At 68.8% G+C, this 12,596-nt stretch carries 17 protein-coding genes and 1 tRNA gene; 9 read left to right on the top strand and 9 right to left on the bottom strand.

The window, feature by feature from the left end:
* Positions 1 to 3: 3 nt before the first annotated feature.
* Positions 4 to 414, bottom strand: a complete 411-nt coding sequence (locus I0K15_RS16540; protein ID WP_196102586.1) for a DUF983 domain-containing protein — start codon at positions 412 to 414, stop codon at positions 4 to 6.
* Positions 415 to 608: 194 nt separating this feature from the next.
* Here I0K15_RS16540 and I0K15_RS16535 point away from each other — a divergent pair, with 194 nt between their 5' ends.
* The 4 genes from I0K15_RS16535 to I0K15_RS16520 all read left to right on the top strand — a co-directional run bounded on the left by I0K15_RS16535 (position 609) and on the right by I0K15_RS16520 (position 2,565).
* Positions 609 to 1,046 (top strand): EF-hand domain-containing protein, encoded by a 438-nt coding sequence (locus I0K15_RS16535; RefSeq protein ID WP_196102585.1) that lies wholly within the window; start codon positions 609 to 611, stop codon positions 1,044 to 1,046.
* A gap of 96 nt (positions 1,047 to 1,142) precedes the next feature.
* Complete coding sequence (locus I0K15_RS16530) at positions 1,143 to 1,721, top strand: RNA polymerase sigma factor (protein WP_196102584.1); 579 nt, start codon at positions 1,143 to 1,145, stop codon at positions 1,719 to 1,721.
* Positions 1,718 to 2,092, top strand: coding sequence for a hypothetical protein (locus tag I0K15_RS16525; protein WP_196102583.1), 375 nt, complete (start codon positions 1,718 to 1,720; stop codon positions 2,090 to 2,092). The genes I0K15_RS16530 and I0K15_RS16525 overlap by 4 nt, the downstream gene beginning before the upstream one ends.
* A complete protein-coding gene (locus I0K15_RS16520; protein ID WP_196102582.1) occupies positions 2,089 to 2,565 on the top strand; it encodes a periplasmic heavy metal sensor in 477 nt (158 codons plus the stop codon). Before I0K15_RS16525 ends, I0K15_RS16520 begins: the two co-directional genes overlap by 4 nt.
* Positions 2,566 to 2,575: 10 nt before the next feature.
* Here I0K15_RS16520 and I0K15_RS16515 read toward each other — a convergent pair whose 3' ends face one another.
* A complete protein-coding gene (locus I0K15_RS16515) occupies positions 2,576 to 3,964 on the bottom strand; it encodes a PleD family two-component system response regulator (RefSeq protein ID WP_196102581.1) in 1,389 nt (462 codons plus the stop codon).
* Positions 3,965 to 4,079: 115 nt separating this feature from the next.
* On the opposite strand from I0K15_RS16515, the gene I0K15_RS16510 reads away from it, so the two are divergent.
* Both I0K15_RS16510 and I0K15_RS16505 read left to right on the top strand, forming a co-directional pair.
* Complete coding sequence (locus I0K15_RS16510) at positions 4,080 to 4,379, top strand: DUF3572 domain-containing protein (protein WP_230374162.1); 300 nt, start codon at positions 4,080 to 4,082, stop codon at positions 4,377 to 4,379.
* A gap of 3 nt (positions 4,380 to 4,382) precedes the next feature.
* Positions 4,383 to 5,036, top strand: a complete 654-nt coding sequence (locus tag I0K15_RS16505; protein ID WP_196102580.1) for an HAD family hydrolase — start codon at positions 4,383 to 4,385, stop codon at positions 5,034 to 5,036.
* 3 nt (positions 5,037 to 5,039) lie between these two features.
* Here the strand turns inward: I0K15_RS16505 and I0K15_RS16500 are convergent, their stop codons facing one another.
* From I0K15_RS16500 to I0K15_RS16485, 4 genes are read right to left on the bottom strand one after another with little or no spacing between them, the layout of a single operon-like run.
* Positions 5,040 to 5,669 carry an SOS response-associated peptidase gene (locus I0K15_RS16500; RefSeq protein WP_196102579.1) on the bottom strand — a complete coding sequence of 210 codons (630 nt, stop codon included), beginning with the start codon at positions 5,667 to 5,669 and terminating at the stop codon, positions 5,040 to 5,042.
* A complete protein-coding gene (locus I0K15_RS16495) occupies positions 5,669 to 6,199 on the bottom strand; it encodes a gamma carbonic anhydrase family protein (RefSeq protein WP_196102578.1) in 531 nt (176 codons plus the stop codon). The genes I0K15_RS16500 and I0K15_RS16495 overlap by 1 nt, the downstream gene beginning before the upstream one ends.
* Positions 6,199 to 6,846: a guanylate kinase gene (gene gmk / locus I0K15_RS16490; protein WP_196102577.1), complete on the bottom strand. Its 648-nt coding sequence runs from the start codon at positions 6,844 to 6,846 to the stop codon at positions 6,199 to 6,201. Before gmk ends, I0K15_RS16495 begins: the two co-directional genes overlap by 1 nt.
* A gap of 7 nt (positions 6,847 to 6,853) precedes the next feature.
* The gene (locus tag I0K15_RS16485; RefSeq protein WP_230374161.1) at positions 6,854 to 7,726 is read right to left on the bottom strand and encodes a YicC/YloC family endoribonuclease; all 873 of its coding nucleotides are present in this window, start codon (positions 7,724 to 7,726) and stop codon (positions 6,854 to 6,856) included.
* A 154-nt stretch (positions 7,727 to 7,880) separates the two neighbouring features.
* On the opposite strand from I0K15_RS16485, the gene I0K15_RS16480 reads away from it, so the two are divergent.
* Positions 7,881 to 8,576, top strand: coding sequence for a PAS domain-containing protein (locus I0K15_RS16480; RefSeq protein ID WP_196102576.1), 696 nt, complete (start codon positions 7,881 to 7,883; stop codon positions 8,574 to 8,576).
* Between the two features lie 3 nt (positions 8,577 to 8,579).
* Here the strand turns inward: I0K15_RS16480 and serB are convergent, their stop codons facing one another.
* Both serB and I0K15_RS16470 read right to left on the bottom strand, forming a co-directional pair.
* The gene (serB, locus tag I0K15_RS16475) at positions 8,580 to 9,425 is read right to left on the bottom strand and encodes a phosphoserine phosphatase SerB (protein ID WP_196102575.1); all 846 of its coding nucleotides are present in this window, start codon (positions 9,423 to 9,425) and stop codon (positions 8,580 to 8,582) included.
* Between the two features lie 47 nt (positions 9,426 to 9,472).
* Positions 9,473 to 10,840, bottom strand: a complete 1,368-nt coding sequence (locus tag I0K15_RS16470; RefSeq protein WP_196102574.1) for a class II 3-deoxy-7-phosphoheptulonate synthase — start codon at positions 10,838 to 10,840, stop codon at positions 9,473 to 9,475.
* Positions 10,841 to 11,039: 199 nt separating this feature from the next.
* Between I0K15_RS16470 and I0K15_RS16465 the strand changes: the two genes are divergently transcribed.
* Both I0K15_RS16465 and I0K15_RS16460 read left to right on the top strand, forming a co-directional pair.
* Positions 11,040 to 12,008: a GlxA family transcriptional regulator gene (locus tag I0K15_RS16465; protein WP_196102573.1), complete on the top strand. Its 969-nt coding sequence runs from the start codon at positions 11,040 to 11,042 to the stop codon at positions 12,006 to 12,008.
* A gap of 164 nt (positions 12,009 to 12,172) precedes the next feature.
* Positions 12,173 to 12,379: a cold-shock protein gene (locus tag I0K15_RS16460; RefSeq protein ID WP_196102572.1), complete on the top strand. Its 207-nt coding sequence runs from the start codon at positions 12,173 to 12,175 to the stop codon at positions 12,377 to 12,379.
* Positions 12,380 to 12,504: 125 nt separating this feature from the next.
* Here I0K15_RS16460 and I0K15_RS16455 read toward each other — a convergent pair.
* Positions 12,505 to 12,581: transfer RNA gene (locus I0K15_RS16455), tRNA-Pro, on the bottom strand.
* Positions 12,582 to 12,596 lie beyond the last annotated feature (15 nt).

The raw sequence follows: 12,596 nt of genomic DNA, 5'->3' as shown, positions 1-12,596 counted from the left end.
GCCCTAGACGCCGTCCTGCTCGCCGCCGAAGCCGTGCATCCGCTTCGCCCACTGGAAGCCGATGAACGCGCCCTTGATGCGCGGCAGCAGCCACAGCGACACCAGCGTGAAGAGGAGCGAGAAGCCGACCGCCATCACCCACGCCTCGGGCCGGAATGTCTCGAAGACGAAGAGCATGAGCGGCGCCATGATGTGGCCCGCGATCAGCATCGTGGCCCAGGCCGGGCCATCGTCCGCGCGGTGATGATGCAGCTCCTGCCCGCAGACGGGACAGTCGCGGCGCACGGTCAGATAACCCTCGAACAGGGGACCGTGTCCGCAATTCGGGCACTTCTGCTTCCAGCCGTGCTTCAGCGCCGGCCGGACCTCGCGTTCACCCTCGTCGCTCATGATGTCATAACTGCTGTCGCGCATAATTAATGTGGTACTCCGCTAGCCCGATCGGGGCAGCATGACAACCTGCCCCGCGTCCGGATGTCGCGATTGGTGACGTCAGGGTAAGTTCGATCTGCCAGCGACGGAGTGTGCCGCCCTCCGCCGTATCAGTCCCAGAACGCGGGCAGAAGAACCGCGTTCCGAACCGAGGATGACGGAACGAGGAGACGAAAATGGTCATCACGAAGAAAGGACTGATCGGCGCGGCTGTCCTGATCGCACTGGGCGCAGGCGCGCTGCCGGCCGCCGCTCAACCGCGCGGCGCGGCCTTCCCCTTCGAGGAGGTCGATACCGACGGCAATGGCGAGGTCACGAGCGCCGAGCTCGACGCCTGGCGCGAGGCCCGCTTCGCCGCCAACGACACCGACGGCAACGGATCGCTGAGCGTCGAGGAGTTGCGGGCGGCACAGGAGCAGAACCGCTCGGGCCGGTTGGAGCGGATGATCCAGCGGGCGGACGCGAACGGCGATGGCGAGCTCTCCCCGTCCGAGATGCCGGGCAGCGACAGCTCCCGCATGTTCGACCGGCTCGACCGGGACGGCAGCGGCGGGATCAGCGAGGCCGAGATCGAGACCGCTCGCGAGGGCCGCGGCCGGCGTCAGGGGGGCTGAACCGGCCAAGGGCGCGTGCGGGTGGTGAACCCCTCCTCCCGCACGCGCAGCAGACATGCTAGCCCGGACCCAGCACGACGAGGAGAACGGCGCCGCATGGCCCCCGACACCGAGCGCGAGATCGACGATGCCGATCTGATGGCCCGCTATGCCAGGGGGGATCAGTCGGCGGCGCGTGCGCTGGCCACCCGCCATGCACCGCGCGCGCTGTCGGTGGCGACCCGGATGCTCGGCGACGCGGCGGAGGCGCAGGACGTGACACAGGAGGCGATGATGCGGCTCTTTCGCATTGCACCGGAGTGGGACCCGACGCGGGCGCGGGTGAGCACGTGGCTCTACCGCGTGGTCTCCAACCTCTGCATCGACCGCCTTCGCGTCCGGCGGCGCGGCGCCCCGCTCCACGAGATCGCGGAGCCGGTGGACGAGCGTCCTTCGGCGGCAGCGATGCTGCAGCACGCCGACCGGGCCGAGGCGCTGCACGCAGCCCTCGCGCAATTGCCGGAGCGCCAGCGCCTCGCCATCACGCTGCGCCATATCGAAGAGCTGCCGAACCCGGAGATCGCCGCGGCGATGGAGATCAGCGTCGAGGCGGTGGAGAGCCTGCTCGCCCGCGGGCGGCGCGCGCTCGCCACATTGTTGTCGGATCGACGCGATGCCCTGGGGCCGATAGCATGAAGAGGGAGGACGCGATGGGCGAAGGGCCGGAGCACAAGGACAATCTGGAGGCGTTCTTCGCCGCCGGGCGCGCCGCGCGACCCGTGCCGGACGACGCACTGATGGCGTGCATCCTGGGCGATGCGGCGGAGCTCACGCCCCAGGCCGCGCCTGCGCCTCGGCCCCGCCGGTCCGCCTGGAGCCGATTCAACGGCCTCTTCGGCGGGGTCGCGGGCCTTGCCACCGTCGCGGCGAGCGCACTTGTCGGCCTGATGATCGGCTATGCGGGCGCAGACGACCTGACGCTGCTCACCCGGGATCCGGAGTGGAGCATCGATCTGGGCTATGCCGAGACCGAAGCCGACTATCTCGACCTGGAGAGCGACGTATGACGGCCACGCCCGGCTCCTCCCGGCTGATGCGGCGCGTGCTGATCGTGTCGGTCGCGCTCAACGTGTTGGTCGTCGGGCTGGTGATCGGCGTCATGATCCGCACCGGCGGGCACGGGCCGCGGCTGATGACCCCGCCCGACCTGCGCGCCGTGATCCTCGCCCTGCCCGACGAGGCCCGCGCCTCGGTCCGCAGCGAGGTGCGCGGCGTGGTCAGCGGCGGCCCGGCGGAGCGGCGCGCGCGCCTGATGCAGGGCCGCGCCTTCGCCGCCGCCTTCACTGCCGATCCGATGGACCGCGCGGCGCTGGAGACGATCCTCGCGCAGCGCCGGGCCGCGGGTGCAGAGATCCGGGTGGAGCTGGAACGCGCCCTGCTCGACGAGATGGAAAAGCTGAGCGTCGCGGAGCGGGAAGCCATCCTGGAGCAGCTCCGGGAGACGACCATGCGGCGCAGAGATGGCGGCGGGCGGCCCTGAGCGGCCGGCCTCATGCCTTTTCGCAGCTGTCCCACGCGGTGCTGACCCGGTCGCGGCCATCCGCCTTCGACCGGTAGAGCGCCCGGTCGGCAGAGCGCAGCAGGCTGTCCACATCCCCCTCCCCCGCCGGTGCCACGGCGATCCCGATGCTCACGGTGCACTCGATCTGGGTGCCGTCGCGCATCAGGAACATCTCCCCACAGACCGCGCGGCGGATGCGCTCCGCCGCCTCCCGCGCATCGTCCTGCGAGGTGCCGGGCAGCGCGAGGCAGAACTCCTCCCCCCCCAGACGCACGGCGAGGTCGACGCCGCGCACGTTCTCCTGCAGGCGGCGCGCGATCTGGGCGAGCACCTCGTCCCCCGCATCATGGCCGTGGACGTCGTTGATCTGCTTGAAGAAGTCGAGGTCGAGGATCATGAGCGCGAAATCCGCCGCCTCCTCCCGCGCGCGCTCCATCATGATGCGGAGCTGGTGCTGGGCGTAGCGGCGGTTGTAGAGCCCGGTCAGCGGGTCACGCGTCGCCATGCGCAGGCCGTCCTGCACGTCCGTGCGCAGCTTGTCGGAGTAGATCTTGCGCCGAAGCTGGGAGCGCATGCGCACCGCCAGCTCGAACGGATCGTAGGGCGCCATCAGATAGTCCCACGCCCCCAGATCCAGCGCCTTGGCCGCCGTGCGCATGTCGTCGTCATCGACGACGAAGAGCAGCGCGCAGTGCCGCGTGGCCATCGCCCGGGCAATGTCGGCGAGCAGCTTCAGCCCGTCCCGCCCGTCGCCGAGCTGCTGGTGGACCACGATCGCGTCTGGCACGTCCTGGGCGATGGCGGCCTCGATCGCCCGGCTTTCGGTCTCCCAACTCGCCCCAACGCTCAGCCGCTCGTGCAGCGCCTCGCCCCAGCGCGCGCCCGTCGCCTCGTCCGGCGCGGCGATCAGGACCGACTGCGCCGGTGTCGGCTCGGTCGGTGCGAAGTTCGTGGTGAGGCCCAACTCCTGCGCCGCCTCGCTGCGTAGCTGCAGTTCCTCGATGGCGAAGCCCATCCGCATCAGGTTGCGCACGCGGGCAAAGAGCGCGAGGTCACTGATGGGCTTCACCAGGAAGTCGTCCGCCCCCGCATCGAGCCCGCGCGTCCGATCCTCCGGATCGTCGATCGCGGTGACCATGACGACGGGGATCTGCGCGGTTGCGGGATCCGCCTTCAGCGTCTTGCACACGGCGAACCCGTCGATGGTCTGCATCATGACGTCGATGAGCACGATGGAGGGCTGCTGCCGGCGCGCGAGCTCCAGCGCTTCGTCCTCGTTCTCCGCGACGAGCACGTCATAATAGGCCGTGCCGAGCTTCGCGCGCAGCAGGTCGCGGTTGGTCGCGACATCATCGATCACGAGGATGCGTCCCGACATTTCGCTTCCTTTACTCCGCGTTCCGGCGTGCCTAGTACACCACGACCCCGGACGATAGGGTTTAAAGATGTTTATGTCGCCGGAAATGCCCGCAATAGGTTGTGATTTCCTCAACGTGGTAGAAAGAGAGAACATTCTGACACCGGATACTGCACAAGGTCTGGCCATCGACGTGCTCGGCTGGCTGGCGACCGACGACGAGAAGCTGGGCGCCTTCCTCGCCCTGTCCGGTGCTTCGGCCGGTGATCTGAGAGAGCGGATGCGGGAGCCGGAGTTCCTCGGCTTCCTCGTGGATTTCCTGATGCAGGACGAAGCGACGCTGATCGCGTTCTGCGACGCGACGGGCCACGCCTACGACGCACCGCAACGGGCGCGGCAGCTCCTGCCCGGCGGCGACGTGCCCGACTGGACCTGAGCCTTGATCCCTGAGATCACGCGCGAGCAACTGGACCGGCTCTCCCTCGAGAGGGGCCGGCCGCTGCTGGTGCTCGATGCCGACGAGGTGCTCGTCTACTTCCTCCGCCACTTCCGGGTGTTTCTCGACGCCCGCGGCTGGGAGCTCGACCTCACGACCTACCGCCTCGACGCCGCGCTGAAGCATCGGGGCGAGGGGCGCACAGCGACCCGGGAGGAAGGGCTCGCCTTCATCGACCGCTTCTTCGCGGAGGAGACGCCGCAGCAGGAGGCGATTCCCGGCGCGGCCGAGGCCGTGGCGCGGATGGCGGAGCGGGCGCAGGTCGTGGTCCTCACCAACCTGCCGCACCATGCCCGCGCGGCGCGCGTCGGCAACCTCGCCCGGCACGGGCTCGCCTATCCGGTCGTCAGCAACAGCGGCGGCAAGGGCCCGGTGCTCGCCGCGCTGGCGGAGCGGACGGTGGCCCCCGTGGTCTTCGTCGATGACAGCAAGGCGCAGATCGACAGTGCGGCGAAACATGCGGCCTCGGTCCGCCGCCTTCAGCTCATCGGGTGCGACTACGCGGCACCCGCCCTGCCCCGGAGCGAGCAGGCTGAGCGAACGGCGCTGAACTGGGACGAGGCGGCGCCGTGGATCAGGGCCGCACTCGACGGCTGATGCTCAGATCAGCCGCGGCGCGTCGTCGGGCGGGCCGCGGTCCAGTTCGACGGCCCACCAGCCCTCGGGCGGCGGGGTCATGAGGCGCGCGGCGCCGTGCCCCGCCTCGCCGAGCCACAGCGCCCGATCCTCCGGCAGGATCGCCACCGGCAGGCGGCTATGGATCTCCGCCAGCTCCGGCGGTGCGGCGCAGGTGACGATGGCGCAGGTCGAGATCACGCCGTCGGGCCCGGGCCAGTCCTGCCAGACGCCTGCGAAGGCGACACCACCGCCCGCCGCCGGAGACAGCCAGTGCGGCCGCTTCCCTCGCCGCCCCAACGCCTGCCATTCGTAGAACCCGTCCGCGGGGATCAGGCAGCGCCGCGCCCGGCAGGCCGCACGAAAGGCGGGCTTCTTCGCGATGGTCTCGGAGCGCGCATTGATCAGGAGCGGCCCGCTATCCGGGCTCTCGTACCAGTCGGGCAGGAAGCCCCAGCGCATCGCCCGCAACCGTCGCCCGTACTCCGAGACGACGACCGCGATGTCGGTGGTCGGGCGGACGTCCTCCTCGGGCATGACCTCATCGACCAGCTCCGCCTCGAAGAGCTCGGCCAGATCCTCGGGCGTATCGGTGCGCGAGAACCGGCCGCACATCAGCCGATCTCCACCAGCTCCCCGCGGAAGCGTCGCATGTTCTCGACATAGTGGAGGGCGGAGGCCTCGAGCATCTTCGCGCCCGCAGCGTCGATCTCGCGAACGACCTTGCCGGGCGTGCCCATGACAAGGGAGTTGTCGGGAATGTCCTTGCCCTCGGTCACCAGAGCCCCAGCGCCGATCAGGCAGTTCTTCCCGATCTTCGCACCGTTCAGCACCGTGGCCCCCATGCCGATCAGCGAGTTATCCCCAATCGTGCAGCCGTGCAGCATCGCCTTGTGCCCGATGGTGCAGCCCCGCCCGATGGTGAGCGGGAAGCCCATGTCGGTGTGCATCACCACGTTCTCCTGAACGTTGGTGTTCTCGCCCACGTCGATCAGCTCGTTGTCGCCGCGCAGCGTGCAACCGAACCAGATGCCGACGCCCTCCCCCAGCCGCACGGCGCCGATCACGTTGGCATCAGGCGCGACCCAGCAATCACCGCTCTCCGGCAGCTCCGGACGGCGGTCGGCGAGGGTGTAGAGCGGCATCAGGTTCTCTCCTTGATCTGGCCGGACATGAGCCGCGCCTGCTGGGCGATGTCGGGCCGGCGGTCACGGCGCAGGCGCTCGGCCACCAAGACCGAGCGGAGCTGGTCGTAGCAGGTGTCGAGATCGTCGTTGATGAGGATGTAGTCGTATTCGGCCCAGTGGCTCATCTCCCGCCGCGCCTCGCCCATGCGGCGGGCGATCACGTCCGGGGCGTCCTGTGCACGCTTGCGCAGGCGGTGCTCCAGCTCCTCGATGGAGGGGGGCAGGATGAAGATGGAGATCGCCTCGCGCCCCATCTCGGAGTTGCGGATCTGCTGACCGCCCTGCCAGTCCACATCGAAGAGCACGTCGCGCCCCGCACTCATCGCGTCCCTTACGGGGCCGAGGGGCGAGCCGTAGAGATTGCCGAAGACCTCGGCATGCTCCAGCATCTCGCCCGCCACGACCATGCGCTCGAACTCGGCACGGTCCTTGAAGTAGTACTCCCGCCCGTCCTCCTCACCGGGCCGCGGCGGGCGGGTGGTGGCGGAGATCGAGAAGGAGATCTCGCCGTCCTCCGACAGGAGCCGCCGCGAGAGCGTCGACTTGCCCGCCCCGGAGGGCGAGGAGAGGATGACGAGGAGGCCGCGGCGGCACGGATCTATCATTCGGTTCTCATTCGACGTTCTGGACCTGCTCGCGCATCTGATCGATCACGACCTTGAGCGCAAGGGCCACGCGCGTCAGCTCCGCATCGCCGGACTTGGAGGCGAGGGTGTTCGCCTCCCTGTTGAACTCCTGCATCAGGAAGTCGAGCTTGCGCCCGATGGGCCCGGTTTCGGTGAGATGCACGCGGGCCGCGGCGACATGCGCGTCGAGGCGATCGAGCTCCTCGGTCACGTCGGCCTTCACGGCGATCAGGGCGAGCTCCTGCTCCAGCCGGTCGGTGTCGGGGGCGGCCTCCATCAGTGCGGCGACGCGGGCGCGCAGCGTCTCGCCGGCCCGGGCGGCCCGGGCGGCCGCCGTCTCCCGCGCTTCGGCAGCCAGGCGGGCGATCTCGTCAATGGAGGTGGTGAGGAGCGTGGCCAGCGCCGCGCCCTCGGACTCCCGCGCGTGGGCAAGGGCATCGAGCAGCGCCGCGATTTCCGACTGGGCGGCCTTGAGCCAGGCCTGCCCGGCCTCGCCTCCCTCGGCTACACCGCGCAGGGCAAGGATGTCAGCGGCGCTCACGGCCGCCAGCTCCCGCCCCTGTTGTGCTGCGACCGCCTCAACCTCGGCCAGGGCGGCGAGCGCCTGGTCGAGCGCCACGCGGTTCACTCCGCCGCCCGCCGCATCGGGCAGGCGCGACCAGCGCAGGGAAATCGAGACGTTGCCGCGCGCGAACCGGCGCGGCGTCGCCTTGCGCAGCTCGGCCTCCAGCGCGTCCGCACCGTCGGGTAGGCGCAGCCGCAGGTCGAGGCCGCGCGCGTTGACGCTGCGCGCCTCCCACGCCCAGCTCATCCCCTCGCCGGTGCCATCCACCCGCGCGAATCCCGTCATCGACTGCATCGCCACCTCCCGTCCCGGAGCGCCAGCGTTAACCTTCGGCCCCGAAAAATCATCTAAAATGCGTCGAAAATGCTAATGTCTGTGTTGTGGGAAGAGCAGACGCGTTTTTCGGACACTTTCTTGAAAATGTGTCCTAAGCTGGTGGGAGAGCGGTGTGGAACACGGGGATTTCGGTGTCGGACGGAAGGGCCTTCGGCCCGGCGATCGGATGGACGGCGCGATGAGCCAGCACATCATCGACAGCCTCGGTTCCTATTGGGAGCGGCTGCGGGGCGATCGGCTTGCGCCCCGGCGGTCGGAGATCGACCCGCGCGCCTTCGAGGATGCGCTCGAGCACATGTTCATCCTGGAGGACACCGCGGGCGCCCCGCTGCGCATCCGCCTCGGCGGCACGCGGATCTGCGACATGATGGGGATGGAGGTGCGCGGCCTGCCGGCACGCGCGCTCTTCAACGACGGCGACCGGACCCGTGCGCAGGAGCTGATGCGCGAGGTGATCGACCGCCCCGCGCGCGTCGACCTGCAACTGACGGCGAGCGGGCGCGGCATGGCCGACGCCCCGGCCCGCATGATCCTGCGCCCGCTCTGCGACGATTTCGGCGACATCACCCGCATCCTCGGCTGCCTGGTAGTGGAGACCGAGCAGTTCGGCGTGGAGACGCAGCTCACCATCGGCGCGATCCGCCTCGACACACTGCGGGAGCGCGCGGCGATCCCGCGGCCCGTCGCAGGCTTCGCGCAGGAGCAGGCGGCATTCCAGATGCCGCATCTGAAGCCCATCGACGGAGGCAAGGCCTCGACCGAGCGCAAGCCGCTCAGCCGCGCGCATCTGCGCGTCGTGAAGGACTGAGGCTCAGCCCCGCCACCACTCCGCCTGCGGGATGCCCTGCAACGCCAGCAGCGCTGTAAGGTCGGAGTGATCGAGCACGGCGTCGGCCCCGTTCTTCAGCGCCGGTTTCGCCTTGTAGGCCACGCCAAGACCCGCCGCCTCGACCATGGCAAGGTCGTTGGCTCCGTCGCCCACGGCGATCACCGCGTCGGGGCCGAAGCCGCCCTGCCCGGCCAATTCATGCAGCGCGTCGAGCTTCGCCTGCCGGCCCAAGATCGGCTCGGTCACGTCGCCGGTCAGCCGGTCATCCTCGAACAGCAGCGTGTTGGCACGGTTGACCGCGAAGCCCGCGGCCGCGGCCACCCGGCTCGTGAAGAAGGTGAACCCGCCCGAGACCAGCGCCGTCTGCGCCCCGCGCGCGGCCATGGTGCGCACCAGCACCTCGGCGCCGGGATTGAGCGCGATGCGCTCGGCATAGCACTGCTCCAGCGCGGCGGTCGGAAGGCCCTTCACCAGACCGACTCGCTCGCGCAGCGCCGCCTCGAAGTCGAGCTCGCCGCGCATGGCGCGTTCGGTGATATCGGCGACCCGGTCCTTGACGCCGGCGAAATCCGCGAGCTCGTCGATGCATTCGACCGGGATCATGGTGCTGTCCATGTCGGCGATCAGCATCCGCTTCTCGCGCCCCGCCACGGGGACGACGTTGAGATCTACGCCCTCGGGGGCCGCGGCGTCGACCGGCCCATCCACGGCGACCTCGACGGCGGTCTCCGCCAGCCGGTTCGGCGTGCCGCCCAGCGCGCGCGCCACGTCCTCGGCCACCGCATCGCTCACTCCGGCGGCGGCGGTCAGCACGACCATATGGGTCATGTTCACCTCTTCGGATAAGGGAAGGGGCGCCGCAGCGCCCCCTTGGATCACATCGCCGCGCGGTGCTTGACCGGCGCGCGATCGAGCTCTTCGGCCACGAGGAAGGCCAGCTCCAGCGCCTGGGAGGCATTGAGCCGCGGGTCGCAGGCCGTGTGGTAGCGGTCCGACAGGTCCTCGTCCGTCACCGCGCGCACGCCGCCGGTGCACTCGGTCACGTCCTGACCCGTCATCTCGAAATGCACGCCGCCGGCATAGGTGCCCTCGGCCGCGTGGATCTCGAAGAACTCGCGCACCTCGCTCAGCACGCTGTCGAAGGCGCGGGTCTTATAGCCGGTGGACGACTTCGTGGTGTTGCCGTGCATCGGATCGCAGGACCAGACGACCTTGCGGCCCTCACGCTCCACCGCCCGGATCAGGCCCGGCAGGTGGTCGCCGACCTTGCCCGCACCGAAGCGCGCGATCAGCGTCAGCCGCCCCGCCTCGTTCTCCGGGTTCAGCTTGTCGATCAGCGTGATCAGCTCGTCCGGTTCCAGCGACGGGCCGCATTTCAGCCCGATCGGGTTCAGTACGCCGCGGCAGAACTCCACATGCGCACCGTCCGGCTGCCGCGTGCGGTCGCCGATCCAGATCATGTGGCCCGAGCCCGCCACCACGTTGCCGGAGGTCGAATCGACCCGGGCCAGCGCCTCCTCGTATTCGAGCAGCAGCGCCTCGTGGCTGGTGTAGAAATCGACCCGCCCCAGCGCGTCGGTGTTGGAGGAGTTGACGCCCGCCGCCTCCATGAAGCGCAGCGCTTCGGAGATCCGGTTGGCGAGATCGCGGTATGACGTGGAGGCCGCCGCATCGGCAAACCCCAGCGTCCATTCGTGCACCCGGTGCATGTCCGCGAAGCCACCCTGGGAGAAGGCGCGCAGCAGGTTCAGCGTCGCCGCCGCCTGGGTGTAGGCCTGCAGCATCCGCTGCGGATCGGGGATCCGGGCCTCGGGCGTGAAGTCGAACCCGTTGATGATGTCGCCGCGGTAGCTCGGCAGTTCCACACCGCCCTTCACCTCGGTCGACGCCGAGCGCGGCTTCGCGAACTGCCCGGCCATGCGGGAGACCTTCACCACCGGCAGCTTCGCGCCGAAGGTCAGCACCATCGCCATCTGCAACAGCACCCGGTACGTGTCGCGGATATTGTCGGCGGAGAACTCGTTGAAGCTCTCGGCGCAATCACCGCCCTGGAGGAGAAACGCCTTGCCCTCGGACACGTCGGCGAGCTTGCGGCGCAGCGCCCGCGCCTCACCTGCAAAGACCAGCGGCGGATAGGAGGCGAGCCGGGTCTCCACCTCGCACAGTGCCTCGGCATTCACGTAATCGGGCATCTGGATGCGCGGCTTGGCACGCCATCCGGCCTTGGTCCAGGTTGCAGACATCTCGCGCACACTCCTGATCGCGGTCTCTTCGTCGGGGTGACGTCGTAACACGCCCGCTTGCGCCATGACCAGTCGCGAACGGTGCTCTTGGCGCAATTTTCGGCCGCGTCAATGTCGATCGACACGGGGTGTGTTTTTGCTGCTTGACGCAGTTGGCGAAATGCATGGAACTGAGCCATCGTTCCGCGCGGGGCCACGCATGACCGAGACAGCCGACACGCCGCAGACCTTCGTGTTCCTGCTGACGGCGAACTATTCCCTGCTCTCCTATGCCTGCGCGGTGGAACCGTTGAGGCTCGCCAACTTCACCTCCGGCCGGGAGCTCTACCGCTGGCGCGTCGCGGGCGAGAACGGCGAGTATGCGGAGTGCTCCAACGGCCAACGCACCCTGCTCGACATGGGTCTCGACGAGATCGGGCGCGACGAGGTGCTGATGATCTGCTCGGGCATCGACGTGAAGGGCGCGACCACGAAGCCCATCCTGCAATACCTGCGGCGCGAGGCGCGCAAGGGCATCGCCGTCGGCGGCCTGTGCAACGCCACCTACATCATGGCGCGCGCGGGACTGTTGGAGGATCGCCGCTGCACCATCCACTGGGACAACCGCGATAGCTTCATCGAGGAGTTCCCGGACATAGCACTCACCCAGGCGATCTACACCATCGACGGGAACCGCTATTCGAGCGCGGGGGGCTCCGCCTCCGCCGACCTGATGCTGAAGCTGATCGCGGACACCCACGGGCAGGAGCTCGCCAACAAGGTCGCGGACCAGATGATCTACACAACGATCCGCACGGATCGGGAGGAGCAGCGCCTCTCCATCCCCACCCGGATCGGGGTGCGCCACCCAAAGCTCGCCACCGTGATCCAGATGATGGAGGACAATATCGAGGAGCCGATCAGCCCCTCGATCCTCGCCTCGGACGTCGGCATGAGCACGCGCCAGCTCGAACGCCTGTTCCGCCGCTACCTCAACCGCTCGCCCAAGCGCTACTACATGGAACTGCGGCTGCAGCGGGCGAAGAACCTGCTGATGCAGACCGACATGACGGTGATCAATGTGGCGCTCGCCTGCGGCTTCACCTCGCCCTCGCACTTCTCCAAATGCTACCGCGCTCATTTCGACACCACCCCCTACCGCGAGCGCGGAACGCAGGGGGCGGCGTGAGGCGGTGATTGCATCATTCCTTGTGGTTGAGCCCGGAAGGGACTAAGCCGTCCTCGCAACGTGTCATGTCGCCGACTTCTCCGAGCTCAACGCAGATCGCAGGGTTTCGATTTGCCTTGCACCCCGGCCGCCGCATCCCGCGCGGCCCTTACAGGAGAGAACGGATGGCCACTGGCACCGTGAAATGGTTCAACCCCGACAAAGGCTACGGCTTCATTCAACCCGATGCGGGCGGCAAGGACGTGTTCGTACACATCTCCGCCGTCGAGCGTTCGGGTCTGACGGGCCTCAAGGACAATCAGAAGGTTTCCTACGAACTGGAAACCGGCCGCGACGGCAAGCAGAGCGCGGGCTCTCTCGTCGTGGAGTGATCGGGCAGCGCCCGGTCATCTGACCCGAAGCACCAACGGCAGCCGCACCCCGGCTGCCGTTTTCGTTTGCGCACCCCCGCGGTAGCGTTGCGCGAACGTTCAATGCTGCGGACATCTGGTGAAAATGGTCGGAGCGGCGAGATTCGAACTCACGACCCCCTGTACCCAAAACAGGTGCGCTACCAGACTGCGCCACGCTCCGACCTAGGGACCGGAT

The sequence above is a fragment of the Pontivivens ytuae genome (genome assembly GCF_015679265.1).
GTDB lineage: Bacteria > Pseudomonadota > Alphaproteobacteria > Rhodobacterales > Rhodobacteraceae > Pontivivens > Pontivivens ytuae.
This window is presented reverse-complemented; position numbering and strand designations above follow the sequence as displayed.